At 45.3% G+C, this 22,196-nt stretch carries 21 protein-coding genes; 9 read left to right on the top strand and 12 right to left on the bottom strand.

Features of this window, described 5'->3' with window-relative positions:
- Positions 1-200 precede the first annotated feature (200 nt).
- A complete protein-coding gene (locus L1D15_RS00885) occupies positions 201-1,064 on the top strand; it encodes an aspartoacylase (protein ID WP_239874357.1) in 864 nt (287 codons plus the stop codon).
- Positions 1,065-1,108: 44 nt separating this feature from the next.
- On the opposite strand, the gene L1D15_RS00890 is transcribed toward L1D15_RS00885, so the two are convergent.
- The 4 genes from L1D15_RS00890 to L1D15_RS00905 are packed head-to-tail and all read right to left on the bottom strand — an operon-like array spanning position 1,109 to position 4,522.
- Entirely contained in the window at positions 1,109-2,107 is a 999-nt protein-coding gene (locus tag L1D15_RS00890; protein WP_239874358.1) for a GTP-binding protein, read from the bottom strand.
- Positions 2,097-2,657, bottom strand: a complete 561-nt coding sequence (locus L1D15_RS00895; protein ID WP_239874359.1) for a carbonate dehydratase — start codon at positions 2,655-2,657, stop codon at positions 2,097-2,099. Before L1D15_RS00895 ends, L1D15_RS00890 begins: the two co-directional genes overlap by 11 nt.
- Before the next feature lie 28 nt (positions 2,658-2,685).
- Positions 2,686-4,020 (bottom strand): dihydroorotase, encoded by a 1,335-nt coding sequence (locus tag L1D15_RS00900; RefSeq protein ID WP_239874360.1) that lies wholly within the window; start codon positions 4,018-4,020, stop codon positions 2,686-2,688.
- Between the two features lie 40 nt (positions 4,021-4,060).
- Positions 4,061-4,522, bottom strand: coding sequence for a transcriptional repressor (locus L1D15_RS00905; RefSeq protein ID WP_239874361.1), 462 nt, complete (start codon positions 4,520-4,522; stop codon positions 4,061-4,063).
- 254 nt (positions 4,523-4,776) lie between these two features.
- Between L1D15_RS00905 and L1D15_RS00910 the strand changes: the two genes are divergently transcribed.
- Together L1D15_RS00910 and L1D15_RS00915 are read left to right on the top strand one after the other, a co-directional pair.
- Positions 4,777-5,193, top strand: coding sequence for a RidA family protein (locus L1D15_RS00910; RefSeq protein ID WP_239874362.1), 417 nt, complete (start codon positions 4,777-4,779; stop codon positions 5,191-5,193).
- Positions 5,194-5,271: 78 nt separating this feature from the next.
- Positions 5,272-6,153 carry an EamA family transporter gene (locus L1D15_RS00915; protein WP_239875095.1) on the top strand — a complete coding sequence of 294 codons (882 nt, stop codon included), beginning with the start codon at positions 5,272-5,274 and terminating at the stop codon, positions 6,151-6,153.
- A 102-nt stretch (positions 6,154-6,255) separates the two neighbouring features.
- Here L1D15_RS00915 and arfB read toward each other — a convergent pair whose 3' ends face one another.
- Positions 6,256-6,669, bottom strand: coding sequence for an alternative ribosome rescue aminoacyl-tRNA hydrolase ArfB (gene arfB, locus L1D15_RS00920; RefSeq protein ID WP_239835547.1), 414 nt, complete (start codon positions 6,667-6,669; stop codon positions 6,256-6,258).
- Positions 6,670-6,985: 316 nt separating this feature from the next.
- Here arfB and L1D15_RS00925 point away from each other — a divergent pair, with 316 nt between their 5' ends.
- Both L1D15_RS00925 and L1D15_RS00930 read left to right on the top strand, forming a co-directional pair.
- Entirely contained in the window at positions 6,986-7,702 is a 717-nt protein-coding gene (locus L1D15_RS00925) for a winged helix-turn-helix domain-containing protein (RefSeq protein ID WP_239874363.1), read from the top strand.
- Entirely contained in the window at positions 7,702-9,330 is a 1,629-nt protein-coding gene (locus L1D15_RS00930; RefSeq protein WP_239874364.1) for an ATP-binding protein, read from the top strand. The genes L1D15_RS00925 and L1D15_RS00930 overlap by 1 nt, the downstream gene beginning before the upstream one ends.
- Positions 9,331-9,441: 111 nt before the next feature.
- On the opposite strand, the gene L1D15_RS00935 is transcribed toward L1D15_RS00930, so the two are convergent.
- Positions 9,442-10,650, bottom strand: a complete 1,209-nt coding sequence (locus tag L1D15_RS00935) for a LysM peptidoglycan-binding domain-containing protein (RefSeq protein ID WP_239874365.1) — start codon at positions 10,648-10,650, stop codon at positions 9,442-9,444.
- A gap of 209 nt (positions 10,651-10,859) precedes the next feature.
- Between L1D15_RS00935 and L1D15_RS00940 the strand changes: the two genes are divergently transcribed.
- The 3 genes from L1D15_RS00940 to L1D15_RS00950 are packed head-to-tail and all read left to right on the top strand — an operon-like array spanning position 10,860 to position 13,374.
- Entirely contained in the window at positions 10,860-11,861 is a 1,002-nt protein-coding gene (locus tag L1D15_RS00940) for a DUF2860 family protein (RefSeq protein WP_239874366.1), read from the top strand.
- A gap of 17 nt (positions 11,862-11,878) precedes the next feature.
- Entirely contained in the window at positions 11,879-12,940 is a 1,062-nt protein-coding gene (locus tag L1D15_RS00945; protein WP_239874367.1) for a hypothetical protein, read from the top strand.
- A gap of 53 nt (positions 12,941-12,993) precedes the next feature.
- Positions 12,994-13,374 carry a VOC family protein gene (locus L1D15_RS00950; protein ID WP_239864633.1) on the top strand — a complete coding sequence of 127 codons (381 nt, stop codon included), beginning with the start codon at positions 12,994-12,996 and terminating at the stop codon, positions 13,372-13,374.
- A gap of 49 nt (positions 13,375-13,423) precedes the next feature.
- Here L1D15_RS00950 and L1D15_RS00955 read toward each other — a convergent pair whose 3' ends face one another.
- From L1D15_RS00955 to L1D15_RS00970, 4 genes are all read right to left on the bottom strand, one after another.
- Positions 13,424-14,101 (bottom strand): hypothetical protein, encoded by a 678-nt coding sequence (locus L1D15_RS00955; protein WP_239874368.1) that lies wholly within the window; start codon positions 14,099-14,101, stop codon positions 13,424-13,426.
- Positions 14,088-15,020 (bottom strand): hypothetical protein, encoded by a 933-nt coding sequence (locus L1D15_RS00960; protein ID WP_239874369.1) that lies wholly within the window; start codon positions 15,018-15,020, stop codon positions 14,088-14,090. Before L1D15_RS00960 ends, L1D15_RS00955 begins: the two co-directional genes overlap by 14 nt.
- 7 nt (positions 15,021-15,027) lie before the next feature.
- Positions 15,028-15,705: a hypothetical protein gene (locus L1D15_RS00965; protein WP_239835537.1), complete on the bottom strand. Its 678-nt coding sequence runs from the start codon at positions 15,703-15,705 to the stop codon at positions 15,028-15,030.
- A 93-nt stretch (positions 15,706-15,798) separates the two neighbouring features.
- Positions 15,799-17,100, bottom strand: a complete 1,302-nt coding sequence (locus tag L1D15_RS00970) for an alpha/beta fold hydrolase (protein ID WP_239874370.1) — start codon at positions 17,098-17,100, stop codon at positions 15,799-15,801.
- Between the two features lie 211 nt (positions 17,101-17,311).
- Here L1D15_RS00970 and L1D15_RS00975 point away from each other — a divergent pair, with 211 nt between their 5' ends.
- Positions 17,312-18,160 carry a pirin family protein gene (locus tag L1D15_RS00975; RefSeq protein ID WP_239874371.1) on the top strand — a complete coding sequence of 283 codons (849 nt, stop codon included), beginning with the start codon at positions 17,312-17,314 and terminating at the stop codon, positions 18,158-18,160.
- Between the two features lie 298 nt (positions 18,161-18,458).
- On the opposite strand, the gene L1D15_RS00980 is transcribed toward L1D15_RS00975, so the two are convergent.
- On the bottom strand, positions 18,459-19,004 hold the full coding sequence (locus L1D15_RS00980) for a cupredoxin family protein (RefSeq protein ID WP_019275418.1): 546 nt from the start codon (positions 19,002-19,004) through the stop codon (positions 18,459-18,461).
- 62 nt (positions 19,005-19,066) lie between these two features.
- A complete protein-coding gene (locus L1D15_RS00985) occupies positions 19,067-22,195 on the bottom strand; it encodes an efflux RND transporter permease subunit (protein ID WP_239874372.1) in 3,129 nt (1,042 codons plus the stop codon).
- Between the last annotated feature and the right edge of the window lies 1 nt (position 22,196).

Consider the following 22,196-nt stretch of genomic DNA (forward strand, 5'->3'; position numbering starts at 1 on the left):
ATCAGTGGCCTTTTTCTTAGTCGTTACTTTTTGGTGAACCAAGCAGAAATAATAGTGCTAAATCTCTGAAAAACGCTTTCGAAGATCATATTTATCTATTTTTAATTTGATTAAATCAGAGCATTTTATCTCTAAGTTACTTATATTAATTGTTATGTTATAACATAATTGTTTTCCTTTTGGAGTTGGAACCTATTGTTATGCAGAAATTGAATCAAGTGCTTGTCGTGGCAGGTACCCATGGTAATGAATTAACCGGTTTGTACCTTCAGAAGTTGATCAAAGATGGGAACTACTCGGTTGAGCGTTCAACGTTTGAAGTGAAAAGTGTTGTCGCTAACCCAGAAGCGGTGAAAAAGAACGTGCGGTTCATTGATGTTGATCTCAATCGTCAGTTTTCCGCTACTGCACCTGTTAAGGAGTCACAAGAAGCAAACCTAGCAGCTTTCTTCCGTGATCAACATGCGCAAGTCGAAAATCAGCTAATTGTTGATTTACACAACACGACCAGCAATATGGGCGCGACATTGATTTTGTTGTCACACGTTCCTTTTTATCGGCAGATGGGAGCCTATGTGAAGCATCGTATGCCAGAGGCTAACGTATTGTTTGAAGACCGAAAACCATGGGCTGAGCAACCTTATTTATGCTCAGTCGGTCAATACGGTATTATGTTGGAAGTAGGAGCTCAGGCACATAGCTCTCTGACATATGAAACATTAGAGCTTATGAAGCAATTGCTCACTGCCATATTAGACTTTGTTGAACTGCATAATTTGGGTAAAGCGACCATGGGTTCAAGTTACGATGCCTATCGATATACAGAGGAAGTTTCATTCCCTCTGGATGGTGATGGGATGCGTCTTGCAACGGTTCATCCGACAGTTTGTGGGAAAGACTTTGAAGTTGTTAAGCCCGGGGAGCCACTGCTCGCTACTTTCTTTGGCTATGACGTGCATTGGCAGGGAGAGAAGGAAGTGTACCCACACTTTATTAATGAAAGTGCCTATTGCACCAGCAATATTGCCATGGCACTAGCAGAGAAAATACGTATTACTCTATGACGACAGAAGCGGAGGGAAATGTGGCAACAATCCCTCCGAGATGATTAAGTGAGCAAGCAGGCCAGCAATTTCGCTTCTAGATTGTCGTCTAATTGCTGGGAAATGAATTCTACACGGCTTTCAAACCCATCATCCAATACCGCTTCGCTGAGCCCGTCTGAGGTCATATTGTAGCCGAGTACTCCTAAGTCAGTGATAAAGACGGCTTTCATACGCTCGACCTTGAGGTCAAGCAGCATTAGTGTCAGCTTCTTCCGACAGAAAACTTTATCAGGTGAGAAGCGCCACCCAATACTTCGGAACCCTTCCCCTTGATTAACGGCTTTGATTATCCCACTTTCTGGCATAGGTAAATCTGCCGCTAAAACCTTGGGCTTACCGTGATCGTGGTGGTGATGAGCTTTTTCATTGGCCTGTGTTGGGCCTTCAAACTCGTGATAGGGTATGGCTCCGAACTTTGAAAAAATCACTCTTTTTTCTGAGCCCGATAGGGATTGTATATACGACTCAAGCTGTTGTTTCTCGTCGCCTTGATATAAGTCGACCTTGTTACCTACTACAGTGTCAGAAATAGCGATTTGTTGGTTGAATGTATCGTGGTGTGTGTACTGTTTATCCGATAGTTGACGAGCGTCGACGAGAGTTAATGTTTTCTGTAAAGACAACACCTCACGATAGTGTGCTGATGACAGTACTTGTAATACCTCTTTGGGGTGCCCTAACCCTGTTGGTTCGATGAGAAGTCTATCTGGCTTGGCTTCGGTTAGCAGCTGGTTGAGCGCGATTTGCATAGGAAGGCCGGCCGCGCAGCACATACACCCACCTGGGACTTCACGAATGAATACTTGATCGGGTTGTTTGTGCTGACCTTTGAATAGGCTGCCATCAACGCCAATTTCGCCAAATTCATTAACCAGAATTGCCCAGCGCTGATGGCCTGGCTTTTGTTTCATTAGTTGGAGAATTGCGGATGTTTTACCCGCACCTAGAAAGCCAGTAATGATGTTGGTTGGTACCGCTGAAATTGGATGTTTAGAGCTCATTGATTATTCTCCTATATCCCTTAACCAAGGTGTGATTTGCAGAAACCACAGACTCTGAGAAAGCAGAATATTCAGGAGGCACTTTGGAAATGTTCGCTAACTGAAAATCTGCTCCAATATTGGTCATTGGCGGCACATGAAACCCTTCAGGTAAGTCCTGTCCATCAACAACGCAGTTATGGCGAATGACACACCCTTTGCCGATAGCGGCATTAAAAATCACGGAGTTAAAACCGATGAAGACATCATCGCAGATGTCACAGGGGCCATGAATAATTGAGCGATGGGCGATCGAAGAGCGTTCACCAATGGTTACTGAAGCGCCTGATTTTGAATGGATAACAACACCATCTTGAATATTGGTATCACGTTTAATGATAATAGGTTCCATATCGCCTTGGTCATTGACTTCATCAGCTCGAATGACGGCATAGGGCCCAATAAATACATTATCTTCGATAATCACTTTGCCACAGATGATGGCGGTTGGGTCAATGAATGCCGTTTCGGAGACGACAGGCATGTGCCCGCTCGGGTTTCTTCTTAACATGTAAGTATCTCAATGGTTTGATGTTACGTTAACGGTTGAATAGCAGTGCATGCGCGCCTGAAAATTGGCTGATGACGTGTTCGCCATCGAATACTTGTTGGCCGTTAACCCAAGTGCGTTGGACCTTTGAAGAGAAAGTATGGCCCGCAAAAGGACTCCATCCACAGTGATATAAACTATTGCTGTGGGTTACGTTTGTGGGGAAATTGATATCGACCAACACGAGATCAGCGTAGTAACCTTCACGTATAAAACCACGATCTTGAATGGCGTATCTGATGGCCGGGTTGTGCGATACCTTCTCTACCACTTGAGTTAGGCTTAGGCGGCCTTTACTGACGTGATCGAGTAAGCTCAGTAGAGCATGCTGTACCAGTGGCATCCCTGCAGGTGCTTGCTCATAAGGTACTTGCTTTTCTTCTAAAGTATGTGGCGCATGATCTGTGGCGATAATGTCGATGTGGCCTGTATGAAGAGCTCGGATCAATGCATCACGATCGCTAGGATATTTAATCGCAGGATTACATTTGATCAAATTACCTCGCTCCGCGTAATCTTGATGGCTAAACCACAAATGATGGACACACGCTTCTGCAGTAATGAGTTTTCCCTGAATTGGGCCTGGTTCGAACAGTGAGAGTTCTTTCTCAGTGGTGATATGGAGAACATGCAGCTGAGAGCCATGTTTTTTAGCGAGTGACACTGCGTAAGATGAAGACGCATAGCACGCTTTATCATCTCGAATGTTTGGGTGATCCTCGATTGTGATCGGTTTGTTGGTTTGCTTTAAATCAGCAAGGTTTTGGGCAATGATTGGACTGCTCTCACAGTGCGTGACAATTAATACAGGTGATTGTGCAAAGACGCGATCCAGAGCTTGTGGGTGTTCGACCAATAAATCTCCTGTCGAAGCACCCATAAAGACCTTGATACCACAATGCTTCGAAGGGTCAAGACGTTGTATTTCAGCTAAGTTATTCTCTGTCGCACCAAGATAAAATGCATAGTTGGCAGCAGAGTGCTGTGAGGCAATGGCGTATTTTTTCTCAAGTGCTTCAAGCGTGGTTGTAGAAGGGTTAACATTAGGCATCTCCATGTAACTGGTGATCCCGCCGGCTACAGCAGCTCTTGACTCTGAAGCGATAGAGCCTTTGTGAGTTAATCCTGGCTCACGAAAATGTACCTGATCATCAATCATGCCCGGTAATAGGTAGTGACCATTTGCGTCGATAACCTGATCATTAAAGTTTGCTGAAATGTTCACTTCAATCTTATCAATTCTCTGACCAACAATACGTACATCCATTTGCTTCACTATGCCTTCACTGACGATGTGGGCATTCTTAATTAGTATTGAGGCCATCACTTTTAGCAATCCCCTTTTCGATTATTGAATGTGGGAGTTATGAGGAGGTTTGACAGCATTCGTCGCACAGGCAATTAATTTCAACCTGAGGTGTGAGAAGCTTAAATCCAACTTGTTCAGCGTCTGATTCAAGGGTTGTGACCATGGAAGGATCTAAAGTCTGCTCTTGCGTTTTGTTACATCGACGACAAATTAAAAACTGTGGGACACCGTGGGCGTGTTCGTGATGAATGTGAGCGCATGCGACGTATTTGCTAGAAACGTTAAGCCGGTGGACTAAGTGCTCTTCTTCTAAAAAATCCAAAATGCGATAAGCAGACATGGCTTGAATGGTTTCACCAAAATGTGCTTTTGCGTAATCCATTAACTCGTAAACAGATAGAGCTCTGTTAGCATGAAGAAGAGTAGCGAGCACTTGCTTCCTTTTTGATGTGAGTCGTTTACCTTTCGCTAGACAGTGCTTTTCTGCCTGCTTAACCATTGATTCGATTGCTTCCATAACTTTCACCCAAACTGCGTATTTGCTGGTGTTCCATTATTGTATATTTAATATGTTATAACATAACATTTTGGTCGCAATAAGCCCTTTCCCCATAATTGTCGAGTAAGAAAATGAACGTCTTCGAGCTTGGTGTGCTGTCTACCTCTTGCCTTTCTCTAAACACGCCAAATTATAAAAAATGTCATTGACCTCAAGTTAGGTCGAGCTTTTATAGTGCGTGAGAATTGAACGTACAATAGAGAGAGCTAGAAATGTCAGATAAAACAATCACTTTTCATAATCCATCACATCTATTCAATCCTACGCCATATGGTTTTTGTCACACAGTAACGGCTCCATCTGATGGACAACTTGTCTATATCTCAGGTCAAAGTGGGGGAGAAGGCGTTGAGCACCGTTTAAGTGAAGACTTTCGCCAACAAGTGCAGAGTGTTTTAACCAACTTGGATATTGCCCTGACTGCCCATGCACTGAGTTTCGGCGATGTTTTAAAAATTACAGTGTTAATCGTTGATCATAATGAAAGCAAACTGAACATCTGGAGCGATGAGATGCTTAAGCGTTGGCCATGTGATCACTTACCAGCCAGTACGTTAATCCCAGTTCCAAGGCTGGCGCTTGATGGGATGAAAATAGAGGTGGATGCCGTTGCTTTTAAAGCGACGTAATTGATATTGCAATAAAACTTACTTGATTGAGAACGTAAATACACCAGTGAAAATGATGCACTTTAGGTTATCCAAATGATGTTTAAAAACTACTTAACGCTGCTTGCCATTGGGCTCATTTGGGGCTCGCAGTTTATTTTTCAGAAACTCTCTTTAACAGGGTTTGACCCAGTTTGGATAGGTACATTTCGCGCCATCCTTGGAGCACTTACGTTGATCCTGATTTGTAAACTCATAGGAATAACAAGTACTAGCAAGCAGTGGGGGCTTTTCGCTTTGATTGGCTTGTTAGAAGCGGTGATACCGTTTGTTCTAGTGCCTTGGGCCCAACAAAAATTATCCAGCTCAATCACAGCAATACTTATGGGGACACTGCCGTTTTACGCCTTACTTCTCGCACCAGTACTGATTAAAGGTGCAAGAATAACAAAGGGCAACACCATCAGCGTTATTGTAGGCTTTGGCGGGCTGCTAGTTTTATTTTACCCTGAGTTAGCATCCAGCTCTCAGCAAATTAACTTATTGAGTTCGATGGCGATTGTTGTTGCGGCCGTGTCTTTTGCGACTGCATTACTGTTACTTAACCGAGTGCAGCAAGAACATCCACTCATCGTTGCACGTAATGTGCTATGCATGGCGAGTGTTCAGCTCACCGTCATAGCGATGATCACCACGCCATTGAGTCAGTCTAATCCGACAATATCTTCAATGCTCTCGCTAGTCTATCTTGGTGTCATGTGCGCGGGGATAGTTTATTACCTGTACATGAGGAGCATCAAAAACGCGGGGGCTGTTTTTACCTCAATGACTAACTATCTTGTTCCTGCTGTGGGAGTAGTGATTGGTGTTTTTCTAACAGATGAATCGGTACAAAACAATACTTGGTTGGCGTTAGCGATCATCTTGTCAGCACTGCTTATCAATCAGATTATCGAGAATAAACAAAACAAGAGTGAGTGATCACTTGTTGACCGTGTACCACGGCTAATTGAGCCGTGGTACCGGACAAGCCCCTTTGTTACCATAGTGTGCAGACTGGATGAGCCGAACTTGCTATGACAGTTAATGGCTTACCTTACCGCGTAAAGATTTGGTTTGTGATTTTATTCCCTTGGCTTTCAATCGCCTTTCTTTGGAGGCTCGGGTCGGTTTGGTAGGACGGCGCTTTTTTTGTACAACGTTAGCGGAGCGAATCAGCTCAGCGAGACGATTCAGTGCATCTTCTTTATTCTGCTCCTGAGTGCGGTATTGCTGGGCTTTGATAGTAATAACCCCTTCTTTTGAGATTCGAGAATCCTGTAAAGCCAGTAAACGTTCTTTGTATATTGAAGGGAGTGTTGAATGCTTAATATCAAACTGTAGGTGTATTGCAGAGGAGACTTTGTTCACGTTCTGTCCACCAGCCCCTTGAGCACGGATTGCCGTTAGTTGAATTTCCCATGCCTGAAGTGTCACTGTGTTCGAAATTTTGAGCATGAATGGGGTGGGTTGCGGAGTGATAGGTCAAGTGTAAAGCGAAGAGAGGCTAAATACTATAAATCAAAGTGCTTAAACTTGATATCAAGGCAGTAACTGGGTCAGGTATTGGACGATCTAATCAGTGAGCAAGCCTATGTAGAGCTCGCTGGCTAAAAACGAGATAAGATAATGGGAAGGCTCTGGTCAGTTTGAAAATGGCGAATCGTGGATTTCTTAGATTCGTCACAACTTCTTTCTTTTGTCACAAATAGTCACATTCGTTTCTATCACGGTGAGTTATAGTTCTTCTAACGTTCATTTGCTCACCTATCCTATGTTAACAGCCAACACGTATACGATAACTCTAGTTGAAGATGATGTGGAATTAGCTGATTTAATTAGAGATTTTTTGCAGAACTATGAGTTTGAGGTCAATGTTATCACCGACGGAATCCGCGCTGTAGATGCCATTTTGGAAGGGCAGCCGGATCTGGTCATTCTTGACATTATGCTGCCGGGCCAAAGTGGCATGGATGTCTGCAGAGCCATCAGAGCGGGTTATCAAGGTATGATCTTGATGCAAACAGCGCTGGATGACGATATTGATCAAGTGATGGGGCTTGAACTTGGCGCCGACGATTATGTGGTAAAGCAGGTTAAACCGCGTTTGTTACTGTCACGTATTCGTGCATTGTTACGTCGTCAGCAGCGTCAATCTGCAAGTAAACTCAATGATGAGTTGACGTTTGGGCACTTAATGATCAATTTAAAACATAGAGCAGTAACCATTGATAACCAGTTGATTAAGCTAACCACTTCCGAGTTTGACTTGCTTCATCTATTGGCTAAGAACGCAGGTCAAGTGGTGTCTCGCGATGAGATTGCACAATCGATTCGTGGTTTTGAATATGATGGCTTGGACAGAACGATCGATAGGCGTATTTCTCGTTTAAGGCGGACATTAAAGGATGATCCACAAGAGCCGGAGTTAATCAAAACAGTCCGAGGCATAGGTTACCAGTTGTGTGTATCTACAGAGGATGTGGCATAGTGATTCGAGCATTTTCTATTCTATGGTTGGCGGTCTTTGTTCCAATTGTCTTGCTGATTATTCCCACCTCTATTAATCCCATTCAACGTTTGAATGAGTCATTTTCAGAGCAGTTTTACAAACAAGTTTATGCCGTTAACTTTGATATTTTGAGTGGAAAGCTGCTCGCGCAACCACAAATACAATGGCTGGGTATTATCCAGTCCTATGCCGAGCATTTTGCTTATCCTCTTAAGTTGGAATCGCTTGATAAATACCAAGATGATGCAGAAGTCTTCCATTCTATTAAGAGTGGCGAGATTACCTTTCTGTTTGGGGACCCAATGGCACTGCTTAAACGTGTGGGCCAAAGCAATTACCTTATTTACTTTGCGTTAAATGAATCGACTCAATTGGCAGCATTGAATCAAGCTGCGGGTTCATTGTTCCTTGCCTCTGAGCAGCTTCGGGCCTTGCCAAGAGAGGAGTGGCCTCAGGACTTAGCTGAGAAGAATACAATCATTCCGTTTCAGATTAGTTTAAAAAACGATGAGGACTTGTCTGACAATGCTTTGTCAGCCATTGAAGAAAAGCCAGGAGAAATAGTCAGTTATATTAATCAACAAGGACAAATTGAGCTACTGGCCCCTGTTGCTGATGGAGTCTGGCTTCATGTCCATGATGATATGTCTCAGAGCACACAGTTAAAACTCACCTCTGCGATTGGTGGATTATTCTTCGTTATTATTTCTCTGGCCTTGGTTTTGTGGGTGCTTCCTCTTTGGCGAGATCTCAAGCGCTTGGTGCATACCTCGAACGAGTTTGGACAAGGGTTACTCTCCAAACGGGCAAAGGCTTCTCGCTTATCGGTGGTTTCACAATTAAGCCATTCATTTAATACTATGGCGGACAACATTGAACGATTGATCGCCGGTCAGCGAGAGCTGACCAATGCGATAGCCCATGATTTGCGCACCCCATTGTATAGGTTGCGCTTTGCTTTGGAGATGATAGAGGATGAGACTTTACCTCGGGCACAAAGAGATAAATATCACACGACCATACAGTCGAGCATTGAAGATCTAGACCATTTGATCAATCAAAATTTATTGCTTTCAAGATACAATCGCATTGCAGATATAGCTCAATTTACCCAATGTTGTCTGGCAGATGAATTGGCGAAGGAGGTTGAATTTTTTCGTCTAGAGCATGTTGATCTGGAGGTCAAATTTTATTGTTCACCGCACTTACGCTCGCACTATGCCTTTATCGACAAAGCAGGGTTAATGCGTGCGGTGAAAAACCTTCTTGCGAATGCAAGTCGGTTTGCCAATAGAACAATATCGATATCTTTCGCTTATGAGAATGATGGGTATTCCCTCAATATTGAAGACGATGGTCCTGGTATTGATGAGCAAGATAAAGAAAAAATCTTTGAGCCTTTTATTCAGCTTGATAACCAAGAACGAAGCAGTGAGAAAGGGCATGGACTTGGTTTGGCCATCGTTCGTCAAGTAATGAAGTGGCATCAGGGTCAGGTGAATGTGACCTCATCACCATTGGGAGGGGCTCAGTTTATCCTGACATGGCCAACTATTAAAGGGTCAGCGCAACCAGTAGAAGATCAGGCTATAAATACAACGCCATGAATACTAGCAGCAAGAGTATCACTGTGTTGCAGCTCCGCGCACTCATAGAGAGTGGCCATACCTAGTCATATTTTGATGCACATGGCCATTTATTGCGCCTGTGAACTCCATTTATTTCTGCTTGTTGGTGGTGTCACGGTATATTCGACCGGAGTTTAAAACCGGTACATAGCCTGAAACGGTACGGTCTTCCATGATATTGACCGCAGATTCTGAGAGCGCTAATTCATGGTATCTGCCCCAAACATTGCCAAGTAAATGCACTTCTTTCAGTGATTCAATCGGCGCAGCCATTTCCGGTGGCTTCATGAAAGCCTTGCACACCGACTCACTGACTGTGAGTTTATCTCCAACCCTAAGCTGAGTTGGGTCTGCATCATATTTAGGATTAAGCTGTAGCAAGGCTTTGGATGACAGCCCATATTGAGCGGCGATATCGGGCCATAATTCACGCTTACCTGTTTCAGGAACTCGCTGCACAATATGAGTCTGACTTGGCACGGTGTCATCTTGCTTTACTTTACTGGCTGGCTCTCGCTTAATGAGAGGTTTTCCTCGTTCAGCCACAATACTGGGTAAATCCAGAGTCATGGCATGTTGATTCAGCCAAGCATGATCTAGGCTTGCTAATGTTTCTGCGGAGAGTTTTTCTGAACGATATAGAAGGTGCTGGGGTGAGACTTCACGCCTTTCTATTTTATAGGGTAGTAATATGGCCGGGTAATGGTGCTCTGAGACTAATTCATCGGTTAGCAACTCATGAGTTGAGCGAGTGAGTTGCAGTGTCCATCGACCGTTTCCGACCACTTTGTATTCTTTTATAAGACGATTCTCAACAAAATGATAAAAATAGCCTTCTGTCGCCCAAGCTAACCGTGTTTCATTGGGTTGGATGGCTAATTTGACCGGGATAAACTCTGCATTGACATACTCTGAGGTGCATGTCGTTGAGGTAACCTTGTATGAAGTTGAGTGGCCTGCCTGTTGAAAAGCATCATGGTAAAGGGTTTTTTCTTCTTTTTCGAAACAGAGAGCTGTCAACAGTGTATTACCGTCATCAGACGACATTGCTGACCACTGCCTCACCGGCTTGTCCGCTTGGGTTCTACCAAGTGTCCATACGCCCACAGTTAATGCGTTCAGATCCTCTTTCTCACAATGTATTTTTATTCGACATTGATACTCAGGCGTCGGTTCAGGTGTATCGGGCACAGAGTGGTAGAAAGAGGAGGATGTTTTAGGACGTTGAAAAGCGCCTTCTATGGGTTTATAGCCCGCATGAGTCACTCTTGTACGTGGTTTAAAATCCAATGCAGCCATAGGTGATCGTGTTTATTCATATGGTGAAGGGTGCGTATGGTAAACGAAAAAAGCCGCTTTAGCGATGAGTGGTTATGGGTGTATTAGTTAGGTTGGTGAAATTGTGACCATTGCGGACACAAACTGTCCATAACTGGGTGGAGATTGATTTGATTGGTGAATGTTACTTTTGATTGGCTTGATGAACAGTCACTCAAAAAGGAATTCGCATGTACGTCAGAACAAGGCCTTTATTGGTATGTCAATCACTACTTTTCATCATTTTTTCTCCGAGTACGTCTGCGCAAGTGGATCCATCAGTATTAGGTTTTAGCGGGGTCATTAGTGTTAATGCTGGTTATATACGCAGCCAATCCCAGCACAATACCCACGATGATAATGCTGTGACACAAGACTTATCCAACAGTGGGGAAAAAGTAAATCAAGTCTCGCCGATGTTATTAGGTCGCCTGCAGTACAATTTTGGTCAGACGATCATTTTCTTTGGCAATAGCGAAGATCAGGTAACAGAAGCCAACTTCCAAGCAGAGCTTGGTTTGTCACAAAAAGTAGGCAGAAACATGGCGATTACGACCGCTCTGTTTGGTAGCCTGCCTGGGCAAGATGAAGTGTGGCGAGACCCTTATTTAACGGGGGTTTCAAGAAGTGTCACCGACCATACGGTATCTGGCCTCAGGTTTGCGATGGATTTACATGGTCCATTGTCCGCTTCTTTAAAATATGCGTACGCGCAAAGTGAAGTCGAGACAGAAGAGATCGGTTTTTCTCAGTCACTGAGTGATGCGCAACGTTCGCTTCTCATGCGTGACAGTGATTACCATCGATTTGGAGTGGAGAGTGCTCTACCCATCAGTCGTTCGTTTACTCTTGTGCCAGCCATTTACTATAGCCTCAGAGATGCGGAAGGTCGTGCCCACTCTTTCGAGAAAATTGATGGCCAAATTGCTCTGGCGTTTCACCGCTCAAATCATACTTTGACCTCGACGTTCCGTCTTGGCTCCGCAGAGTATGACGCAGATAATCCCGTTTTCAATCGCAAACAAGATCAGCAAAGCTTCGGCTTTTTCTCGGTTTATAGCTATCAACGTTTACTTGGCTTACCTAATACCAATCTCAACCTGATGGCGGGATATCAACAAACAGACTCCGAGATCGACTTCTACAGCAGCGAAAACCTTTTTCTATCCACGGGTGTCAGCTTCCAATTTTAATGACGCGAGGAATAAGCATGTCTAATCTAGTTAAGTTTCTATTATTGTGCGCTTTGGTTATCTTGTCCGGGTGTGATAGTGATGCCAGCGATGCAGAAAAATATACCAAACCTACAGTTGATGCAGGCAGTGATAAGGTTTACAACCTACCACAAAATACGATTTCACTCAGTGGCTCTGCAAAAACCTACCCGAAAAACGTCTACAGCATTAAAGAAACAAAGTGGACACAAACATCAGGGCCAGTGCAGTTAGCTATTTTGAATTCTGATAGTTTAACTGCGACCTTAATCAACCCAACACAAACAGGCACTTACACCTTTGAGCTGTATGTAAAAGATAGCGGGGGAAGGACGAATACAGATAGTGTGAAAGTGGTGTTGACACAAAGTGCTCAAGTCGCAACGGTCCGAAGCAGCCTCGGTTACAGTGATGACTACGAGTTGATGTGGAAAACATTCGCTCAAGACACAAGCCGATATTCAGCGGTTGAAGATAAGTGGCAGCAACTCTATCAACCTTACCTAGTGGAAGCTGACCGTGTTAACTCTGATGAGGAATGGCAGGGGCTGGTGACTCATATGATCAGCGAGTTAGATACAGAACTTTTTGAGTTGCAAATTAATGATGAAACGACCAGTCAGCTGAATTCGACAACCGGTACAGTGTTTTGGGTAAAGCGCAATGGCGTAGGACGGATCGGATTTGAAACGATAGCTGCGTTGTCTAGCCACGAGTTGTTATCTTTGCTTTCTGCTGCTCTGCGCGATTTATCCGACTGTACGGATATTTACTTGGACTTTAGTGCCAGCGGTGACTTTGATGAGCAACTGTTCCTCACCTTAATTTCCACACTCGCTGCTCATGACGTCAGGATTTGTCCTACTGGCGCTGACAGTGAGTGTGTAGAAGTAAACGCTAACCCTGATGCTGTTGATGCTCGGTTTGTGGCCGAAGGAGCCAATAGCCATAAATACGCTCAACAAGTGGCCAGTTTCCTTGATTCGCAGGAACAAGGTGACGCGCGGTTTGTCTATCAACCCAGCTTATCTTTGACCTCAAAACTCATTTTGAAATGATGTGAAAAAAGTCTACTTTTAACTGATTGGGTAATACACAAGGAGAACAGGTTATGCAAACAAATCCGGTTGGTTGGTTTGAAATTTATGTTGATGATATGGAACGAGCAAAGGCCTTTTATCAAACGGTTTTTGAGGTGTCTCTAGAGCAGATGAATGATGAAGCCAAGATGGGGGTGGAAATGTGGCTATTCCCAGCATCGATGGAGCAGTACGGTGCTACAGGCGCTTTAGCCAAGATGGAGGGCGTTTCCGCAGGAGGTAACAGTACCATGGTGTATTTTTCATGTCAGGACTGCAGTGTTGAAGAGGCGAGAGTGGCGGAGGCTGGGGGAAAGGTTGAACATTCGAAATTTTCTATTGGCCCGCATGGCTTTATCGCTATCGTATCCGATACGGAAGGGAATATGATCGGCCTACACTCTATGGCATGATCGCCGAATGCTTCCCTCACTGAACGATTCGCCGAGGGAAGCATTGACATTATTCCCAAGAATAGCTCGTCTTTTTGTTTGGTTTACGCTTTTTCTCAACTTCTGTCACACAGAGGAAGTCTTCACGAAAGTCAGGATTGTCTTTTATTGCTAATGGCACAAATAGGCGGATCTTTGTGCCTGCGACTATTACGGTTTTGTTGCCCATTACGGCGATATCACCGCAATGTAATCTGATGCCTTTCATGGTTTGCACGGATGCACGAGAGGAAGAGAATACGACGGGGTAGCCAAACAGAGTCAGGTCTTGGTTGGTCAGAGTAACGGTTTCTTTGAAGGTCACTTCGAAGTATTGCTCTTCAGAGCGAATGATGCTTTCCAGCTCACGTACTTTGTCTTCAACAGACGCGGAAAACACCCATTGACCGAGAATGCTTTCCCACTTTCCGCCTAATCTCAGGCATTTCTTGTAAAGAAACTGATTTTTACGACCACTGCTGAGTGTACAAATGTCGATATTATTTTGCTCTTCAAGGGGCAGCGTGAGTTTAAAGATGGCTTCGTTGGAGTAGTATTTGTATTTGTTCGAGACTTCTTCAACGTGCAACTCGACTTCACCGAGCGGCAAGTCGCGACTGTAATCGTCGATGATGATTTTACAATGGGAACGCCCTGTAGAAGCGAGAAAGAAATCTCGCTCTTTTTTTAGAATATTAAAGGTTCTCATCGTCGCCGTTTGTTTCTCGCAGAATTTGTTCCATTAAGGCTTGCTGTTCACGATCGATTTGTTCTCGCTTAGCTGGTTTTGTTGGCTCGGTGACGTCTTCCCATACGCTATGGTCTGTGTCTGGTTGAGGGGTCGCTTTCACAGCACCACGTAGCTTGTCAATACGAGAAAGCATACTGCCGATTTTTCCACTAGGCCGTATTCCTTGAGCCATACGACGCTCAATCTCACGATCAGTGTCAGTCGGTTCTACTTTAAGGACACTCTGTTCTACGTCTTTTTCTCGTTGATCAAGTGTCTGATCGAGGTTGTTTTGTACTTCTTGATAAGCGTTGATGTACAGCACTTTAAATTCCTCGGCGAGATTTTTCTCAGACAGTGATTTTAGGTAGCTGTTTTTACGGTTGAAGATATACTTTTCAACGCGAGTTTGCGGATCCTTCTTAATTAAGATGCGATGGCGGGCTTCAAGAATTTCATTGTTGAGTGGTAAATCTTTTAACATCGAGAGCAAAGCGAGTGCGGGTGGCCACTCTTTACCTGCTACCAGACGTTCACGCAGATGGTGAACGATGCGCTCAACATCATCCATTGAAAGTTCTGATGCGAAAGCGGCAAATTCATCATCTGGTTCTGACCCATACATGTGGGTGAATTGGGTTGAGAAGTTCTCCTGCATTTTGCCGAAGAAGGCCATGATGTGCTTACGTTGTTCTACGGAATAAGGGCGCAGTACATCCTTCAACTCCTGATTAAACTCGCTATTGATTATTGCGTTTGAAATCGCCGCAGGAGTCGCAGGCTTTTGAGTCTGTTGCACCGTAGGGGGAGTCTGTTTGGTCACTGATTGAGTTTTCTGAACAGGCTTGTCCTGACTTTTTTGCTTCCAAGAAGAGGCGATCTCGTTGATATCTTTCATCTTTTACCTAATCGTCAAAATCAAAGTTGAAGTTTGCCATCTTTTTCTTGAAGGCTTGGTTGGGGGACATTTTCGTCGCTGCTGGCTTTTTATTACTGAAACCTTTGCCTTGCCCATAACTTTTTTCTGTATGCAGGTGTGCGTGAAGACGACTGTTCAGATCGTCTTGGTTCATCAACGGCTGACCAATGGCTTGAACTTTCTCTACGAAACTTGCCCAAACGTTGGTTTGATTGGCGAACCCACTACGGAACATAATGACCTCCGCCCAAGACTCAATGACATTCGGTGACAGCTCTTCAACGTTAATCGTTTTACCCTTTGCACCAGAGGGATTGAGTGGTTTGACTTGAGTCTTGTGGAATTGCGGCACCTTGGCAATCGGTTCTGAAGTAGCATACACCGGAATAGAATGCTGGTTACCTACATTCACTTTGCACTTAATATTGCCTTGCTTACGGGTGTATGTCTTGCTCAAGGAAATAATGGCTTGCTCAACCGCCAGTTTACCAAGGACATGATCAATCGTGGATTCAGAACCATTGGTCATTTCTTGTAGCTCTGCCATGGTGGTAATCACCGCGCCACTTCGATCGGACAATTCTGCCAGAGCGAGTAAGACGAGTTTTTCTTCCATAGTGACACAAGGATGAGACCAGGCTCGTTCAATAAACTTTGAAGACATGTTCTGAATCCAGCAATAACAGACTAATAAGGAAATTATACGATTTGATAGGGCGAACACCAACCATTGATCTCGGTGTTCGCCTTGATTTCATTATATCAATGACAGATTGGCGGCAGTTTGTTCGCCCATCTCGAACAGTTTGTCGAAAATACGCTCGCCGTCGGCTCTCAATCCGTTGTGCTCGTATTCATTGGTAATCCATGCTTTGGCATTAGGCATCATTGACAATGTTTCGCGGCTGATATCCATCTCAACAAACATATCATCGGCGTAAACCGCACAGCTCACAGGGACTTTATTTTGTGAAAGTTGAGTTTCACAGTACAGCGGTGACCAGTCCTTCTTTTCGGCCAACAACTCAGCGGCTTGTTTGAGTGGTTTTAGCGTTACATATTGGTCGAACATCCATGGGAATACCATTTCCCCAGTAAAGTAAAAGTCTTGCCCTTGCTGATAATTGAACGCTGCGTTTTCTTGACGGATGCGATGTGCACTCCATTGTGAGGCGAATCCCTGACAGTAGATGGACTCATGCAAAATGGCATAAATTGGATTGGTCTGGAAATTCTGCTCCATGAGCATACTATTGAGGAATTCATAGCGTAGTTGAGGTTTCCCTTCTACGGTGATCAAGGCATTTTCAAGTAAATAATACGTAGGTAGGAATGTATCACTAACGCCAAAGTTAATCCCAACCTGTTGGAACTGCTCAACGGTTAAACGCTGGCCATTGGGCAGGTACACTTCGTTGTGCAGAATATGATTGGCAATTTGCTGACATAATTGCTGTGCTTTAGGAAACTGGCTGAAAAAGGCTTGGTTCTTTTCCATCGTGCGCTTAAACGTCGCACGATAGACATCGTCTGGGTGAAGGGAAACAGAGGGTACGCCACCAGTGATGTAGCTTCTCGACAAGCTCTCTGGGAACAGAGACAGATAAGTCAGAGAGCAGAAACCACCAAAGCTCTGGCCTAGGATTGCCCATTTATCGACACCGAACTGCTCACGGATGAATTCCGCATCTCGCACTATGTTGTCGGCGCGGAAATGGCTCAGATACTCTGCCTGCAGTTGTGGCTGTAAATGGGCCAATGTTTGATGATTAACAACCGAGCTGTTACCAGTGCCACGTTGGTCAAGCAACAACACGCGATAGTTTTGCAACGCGCGCTTTATCCACCCGTTATTGCCGTTTTGGCGTGGTGATGGAAACCCAGGCCCTCCCTGAAAATAAACTAGCCATGGTTTAGACGAATTCTTGTCTGCAACGAGAGACACTTCACGAGCAAAGATATCGAGATGTCCTTTCTCCGGGGCAGAGTAATCTAATGGCACAGTGAATGAGTGGGGGATGTAATGCAGTCCTGCGTCGATAAATGCTTGAGCGTTCATTATTATTTCCTTTTGTGAAGTAGGCTACTTTACTCCGGCTGAAGCGGATAACCAATCCTATCAGGTCAAATCGGAGCGACAAAGGGGGAAGCTTCAACTGGATGAGATGTTATCGCTGTTCAAATATTTTGAATAACTAGCTCGAATCCTTAAGCTCAAGTTTCGACCAGAGGAAGATAGACTGTACTTATCACTCTTGAGGAGAAAAACAATGAGCCAGCTTCGAGAAATCCGTCAAATCATTTCAGCCCACGCCACATCTGATGGTGACGGAGTCAAAATTAGCCGCGTTGCGGGATTTAATAACGCCAACTTTTCACCATTTTTGATGATGGATGAGCTTAAGTCTGATCAACGTTCCGATTACATTGGTGGCTTTCCTCCTCACCCTCATCGAGGCATTGAAACCTTGACTTACATGTTGAAAGGGCATTTCCAACATAAAGATCATATGGGCAATGTCGGCGAATTACGTTCTGGTGGCGCTCAATGGATGGCGGCTGGACGAGGTGTGATTCATAGTGAAATGCCTATCATGCAGGATGGCGATTTGCATGGATTCCAAATTTGGATAAACCAGCCTGCGCGCGACAAGATGAAACCTGCTCAGTACTATGATTTCCAACCTGAAACTGTCACAGAATATCATAATGATAGTCATGGCTTGCTGCGGGTATTGGCAGGTGAGGTGTCGATCGATGGCCATTTAGAACAAGGACCGTTAAACAAAACCGGAGTGCTGTTATCAGTTTCAGACTGGCGTTCTGAAACTCACCACAAGATTAAGTTAATCACGCCGCAGAAATTTAACATGATGCTTTATGTTTATCAGGGTGCAATTAGTGTGAAAGAACGCAAAGTGCAGCAAGGCGAAATGGCGCTTTTGTCTGCGGGTGAGGCGGCTGAACTGGCGGCAATGGAAACCAGCGGCGTGCTGATTTTCCAAGGGGAACCGATCGATGAACCTGTGGTGCACTATGGCCCGTTCGTGATGAACAGCATGCAAGAAATTGAACAGGCGATCAGCGACTACAACAACGGCGAGTTTGAAAAGTATTGATATTAAACCGTGTGAATAGATAGTTGCACTATTTCGTCTAAACTTTACGTATTAGCTCCTGACTTTGGGGGCTATAAAACGCAAAAAGCGAATAATCCACTGCCATTCACTTTTTGTTTTGCCACGTGTCTAAGATACGTGGCTTTTTTCTTGGTTTTGGCCTTCATTTTAAACCAACTCGATTAAAAACCAGGTGTGGGAATTAATGGCGGCTGTTAAAATCAGTACTTTATATCCGATGAAGCACTTTGACTGACATCATACGGCCTGCCAGCAACAGCTGGCAGGCTGGGGTGCGTTACAATACTGCTGATTTGACCATGCCAGCTTCTGCGTGGCCTGGAATGTTACAGGCAAACTCGACGTTGTTATCACCATGGAAATGCCACAGTAACTGCTTGGCTTTGCCCGGAGCAACCGTCACTGTACTACCAGAATCATGAGCGTGGTTGCCCATTTTCTTCATCATCTCACGGTGCTTGAGTTGCTCTTGTGCTGAGCCTATTGAAAACTCATGGTCGATTTTCCCTTTGTTCATGACCACAAACTGAACTACGTCATTCGGTTCTATATCCACCTCTTTTTTGAATGTAATGCTCATATCATCGTCTAGGATCACGTGGACCACTTTGTCCGGTTTAGCTCCTTTGGCAGGCATACCGACATCGGACATCTCGTCCATATTCATTTGTGAATGGTCCATCCCTTTCATATCGCCCATCATTTTCGAATGGTCCATACCTTCCATATTCATTTTGGAATGATCCATGGATGAGTGATCCATTTGAGCGAGAATTTGAGTGCTAGCCAAAGTGAGTGCAAGTGCCAGAATTGTTTTTTTCATCATTGTTTCCTTAAGTAGTAGGGTGCCCCGAAGCGCTGAGCTACGGGGACATGGTTCTATGGTTATGAGTGACGTGAGATTTCTCTTTGTTTCCACAATTTGAAAATGGCCGGTAGTACCAGAAGCGTGAGTAGCAGCGCCGATGCCATTCCACCAATCATAGGGGCGGCGATTCGTTGCATGACTTCAGAGCCCGTACCTTCGCCGTACATGATCGGTACAAGACCAATGATGACGGTCAGAACTGTCATCATCACAGGTCGAACTCTGAGACCTGCGCCGTCTCGTATCGCCATCGACAGATCATCGGAAGTAATGGCGTGATTCTGCTCTTGGGCATCCAGCTTTTTGTAGTGCCAGGCTTGGTTGAGATACACCAGCATGATGACGCCAATTTCGACGGCGACACCCGCGAGGGCAATAAAGCCGACCCCAACGGCAATCGAGAAGTTATAGCCGAGGTAATGCATCAGCCATAAGCCACCCACCATGGCGAGAGGGAGAGTCATCATGATGATCAGCACTTCGCCAATGCGACGGAAGCTGAAGTAAAGCAGCAGCATAATGATCGCCAGCGTAATCGGTACCACGACACTTAAGCGCTCTTTCGCGCGTTCCATATATTCATACTGACCTGACCAAGCCAGAGAATAGCCAGCGGGCAGATTGAGCTGATCAGCTACGACTTGTTGTGCTTCGGCAACGTACGAACCGAGATCTCGTCCATCGATATCAACGAATACCCAGCCATTAGGGCGAGCGTTTTCTGTTTTGATCATCGGTGGGCCGTCTTCGTAACGAATATCAGCAACATCAGCCAGTGCGATACGAGCGCCATTTGGAGTAACCAGAGGTAGGTTCTGTAGTTTCACCACTGAATCACGGTAGTCCTGCGGGTATCGAACATTAATCGGATAGCGTTCCAGCCCTTCTATGGTTTCCCCAACGTTCATGCCTCCCACCGCAGTGGAAATCACGCGTTGCACATCTTTTATATTGAGGCCATAGCGAGCGGCAGAGCGACGCTTAATATCGATAGTGACGTAGCGTCCACCTGCGACACGCTCAGCATAAACAGAAGCCGTACCATTGACCTGATTTAGAATAGGCTCCAGTTCAGCACCGATCTGTTCAATGACGTTAAGGTCGGGGCCTGCGATTTTGATCCCAATAGGCGTTTTAATGCCAGTTGCCAGCATGTCGATGCGGGTTTTGATTGGCATGACCCACGCATTGGTTAGCCCGGGGAACTGCACTAGATCGTCAAACTCTTTGCGCAGCGATTCGGTGGTTACACCTTCACGCCATTGCTGGCGAGGTTTCAGCTGTATGACGGTTTCAATCATGGTCAATGGTGCTGGGTCGGTTGCGGTTTCGGCGCGTCCGATTTTCCCCCATACCGTCTCAACCTCAGGGATGCTCTTAATCAGCTTATTGGTCTGCTGTAACAGCTCACGTGCTTTACCAATCGAGATGCCCGGATAGGTGGTCGGCATGTACATCAAATCACCCTCATCGAGTGGAGGAATGAATTCGCTGCCAAGCTTACTGGTTGGGTAGTAAGCCGATGCCATAAGTCCCATCGCAATGACGATCATGGTTTTAGGGTAGTTCAGGCTCAGGTTGAGTAAGGGTTTGTAAAGCGAGACTAACCCTTTGTTGACTGGGTTTTTGTGTTCTGGGAGCACTTTGCCACGAATAAAATAGCCCATCAGAACAGGCACTAGCGTAATCGCTAAGCCAGCAGACGCTGCCATGGCGTAGGTTTTGGTAAATGCCAGTGGCGAAAACATTTTGCCTTCCTGACCTTCTAAAGCAAACACAGGAACAAAGCTCAACGTGATGATCAGCAGAGAAAAGAACAGCGGTGCGCCGACTTCTTCAGCGGCCTTGCCAATGACTTGCCAGCGGTTTTTATCGGTGAGTGGAGTGCGTTCAATGTGCTTGTGAACGTTTTCTATCATCACGATTGCGCCATCGACCATGGCTCCAATGGCGATGGCAATACCACCCAATGACATGATGTTGGCGTTAATTCCTTGCCAGTGCATGATCACAAACGCAGTCAGAATACCCACTGGTAGGCTCAAGGCGATAACCAGAGATGAACGGATATGGAACAGGAACAAAGCACAGACAATCGCAACCACGATGAACTCTTCAGCCAGTTTCTTCCATAAGTTTTCTACCGCAGAGTCGATCAACGTAGAGCGGTCATATGTCGGGACGATTTCGACGCCGTCAGGCAAGCTGCGTTGCAGCTCGGTCAGTTTGGCTTTGGTTTTGGCGATCACTTCACTGGCATTCTCACCGAAGCGCATCACAATCACGCCACCAACGGCTTCACCTTCACCGTTGAGCTCAGAAATGGCACGACGCATTTGTGGGCCAAGGTTAATATCTGCGACATCACCCAGCAGAAGTGGGGTGCCTTTTTCGGTTACTTTGAGTGGTAGTGAGCGGATATCTTCGATGCTAGTCAGGTAACCTGTGGTGCGCACCATGTGTTCAGCTTCGGCGACCTCAATCACGGAGGCACCTGTCTCCTGATTGCCGTTTTGAATCGCGTTGTTTACCTGTTGTAATGTCAGGTTGTAAGCACGCAGTTTGGCGGGGTCAATCTGGACCTGATATTGCTTGACCATACCACCTACAGTGGCGACTTCCGATACCCCATCAACGGTTTGCAGTTCGTATTTGAGAAACCAATCCTGCAAGCTGCGTAACTCGGCTAAATCGTGTTGTCCGGTTTTATCCTGAAGAACATAGCTGTAAACCCAGCCAACCCCGGTAGCATCGGGCCCCAGCGTTGGTTTGGCATTGGATGGCAGCTTTGGTGCAACTTGGCTGAGATACTCCAGCACGCGCGAGCGGGCCCAGTACATATCAGTGTCATCATTAAAGATGATGTAGACATAGGAGTCCCCAAAGAAAGAGTATCCCCTGACGGTTTCTGCACCGGGTACAGCCAACATGGCAGTGGTTAATGGGTAAGTGACCTGATCTTCGACCACCTGAGGTGCTTGGCCCGGATAGCTGGTTTTGATGATAACCTGAACATCCGATAAGTCAGGAATTGCGTCTACAGGCGTATTCTTTACACTGTAAAGACCAGCCAAAACAATAGCTAAGGTGGCAATCAATACTAGGAGTCTATTACTGATTGACCAACGGATAATTGCATTGATCATC

This window comes from Vibrio sp. Isolate25, from assembly GCF_022398025.1.
Lineage (GTDB): Bacteria > Pseudomonadota > Gammaproteobacteria > Enterobacterales > Vibrionaceae > Vibrio > Vibrio coralliilyticus_A.

Excerpts from the sequence above, each read along its gene's own strand:
- L1D15_RS00885 (WP_239874357.1), top strand. The coding sequence starts at position 201 with ATGCAGAAATTGAATCAAGTGCTTGTCGTGGCAGGTACCCATGGTAAT.
- L1D15_RS00935 (WP_239874365.1), bottom strand. The coding sequence starts at position 10,650 with ATGGCTGCATTGGATTTTAAACCACGTACAAGAGTGACTCATGCGGGC.
- L1D15_RS00890 (WP_239874358.1), bottom strand. The coding sequence starts at position 2,107 with ATGAGCTCTAAACATCCAATTTCAGCGGTACCAACCAACATCATTACT.
- L1D15_RS00940 (WP_239874366.1), top strand. The coding sequence starts at position 10,860 with ATGTACGTCAGAACAAGGCCTTTATTGGTATGTCAATCACTACTTTTC.
- arfB (WP_239835547.1), bottom strand. The coding sequence starts at position 6,669 with ATGCTCAAAATTTCGAACACAGTGACACTTCAGGCATGGGAAATTCAA.
- L1D15_RS00900 (WP_239874360.1), bottom strand. The coding sequence starts at position 4,020 with ATGGCCTCAATACTAATTAAGAATGCCCACATCGTCAGTGAAGGCATA.
- L1D15_RS00910 (WP_239874362.1), top strand. The coding sequence starts at position 4,777 with ATGTCAGATAAAACAATCACTTTTCATAATCCATCACATCTATTCAAT.
- L1D15_RS00980 (WP_019275418.1), bottom strand. The coding sequence starts at position 19,004 with ATGAAAAAAACAATTCTGGCACTTGCACTCACTTTGGCTAGCACTCAA.
- L1D15_RS00945 (WP_239874367.1), top strand. The coding sequence starts at position 11,879 with ATGTCTAATCTAGTTAAGTTTCTATTATTGTGCGCTTTGGTTATCTTG.
- L1D15_RS00985 (WP_239874372.1), bottom strand. The coding sequence starts at position 22,195 with ATGATCAATGCAATTATCCGTTGGTCAATCAGTAATAGACTCCTAGTA.
- L1D15_RS00950 (WP_239864633.1), top strand. The coding sequence starts at position 12,994 with ATGCAAACAAATCCGGTTGGTTGGTTTGAAATTTATGTTGATGATATG.
- L1D15_RS00960 (WP_239874369.1), bottom strand. The coding sequence starts at position 15,020 with ATGAAAGATATCAACGAGATCGCCTCTTCTTGGAAGCAAAAAAGTCAG.
- L1D15_RS00970 (WP_239874370.1), bottom strand. The coding sequence starts at position 17,100 with ATGAACGCTCAAGCATTTATCGACGCAGGACTGCATTACATCCCCCAC.
- L1D15_RS00915 (WP_239875095.1), top strand. The coding sequence starts at position 5,272 with ATGTTTAAAAACTACTTAACGCTGCTTGCCATTGGGCTCATTTGGGGC.
- L1D15_RS00925 (WP_239874363.1), top strand. The coding sequence starts at position 6,986 with ATGTTAACAGCCAACACGTATACGATAACTCTAGTTGAAGATGATGTG.
- L1D15_RS00895 (WP_239874359.1), bottom strand. The coding sequence starts at position 2,657 with ATGTTAAGAAGAAACCCGAGCGGGCACATGCCTGTCGTCTCCGAAACG.
- L1D15_RS00965 (WP_239835537.1), bottom strand. The coding sequence starts at position 15,705 with ATGTCTTCAAAGTTTATTGAACGAGCCTGGTCTCATCCTTGTGTCACT.
- L1D15_RS00955 (WP_239874368.1), bottom strand. The coding sequence starts at position 14,101 with ATGAGAACCTTTAATATTCTAAAAAAAGAGCGAGATTTCTTTCTCGCT.
- L1D15_RS00905 (WP_239874361.1), bottom strand. The coding sequence starts at position 4,522 with ATGGAAGCAATCGAATCAATGGTTAAGCAGGCAGAAAAGCACTGTCTA.
- L1D15_RS00975 (WP_239874371.1), top strand. The coding sequence starts at position 17,312 with ATGAGCCAGCTTCGAGAAATCCGTCAAATCATTTCAGCCCACGCCACA.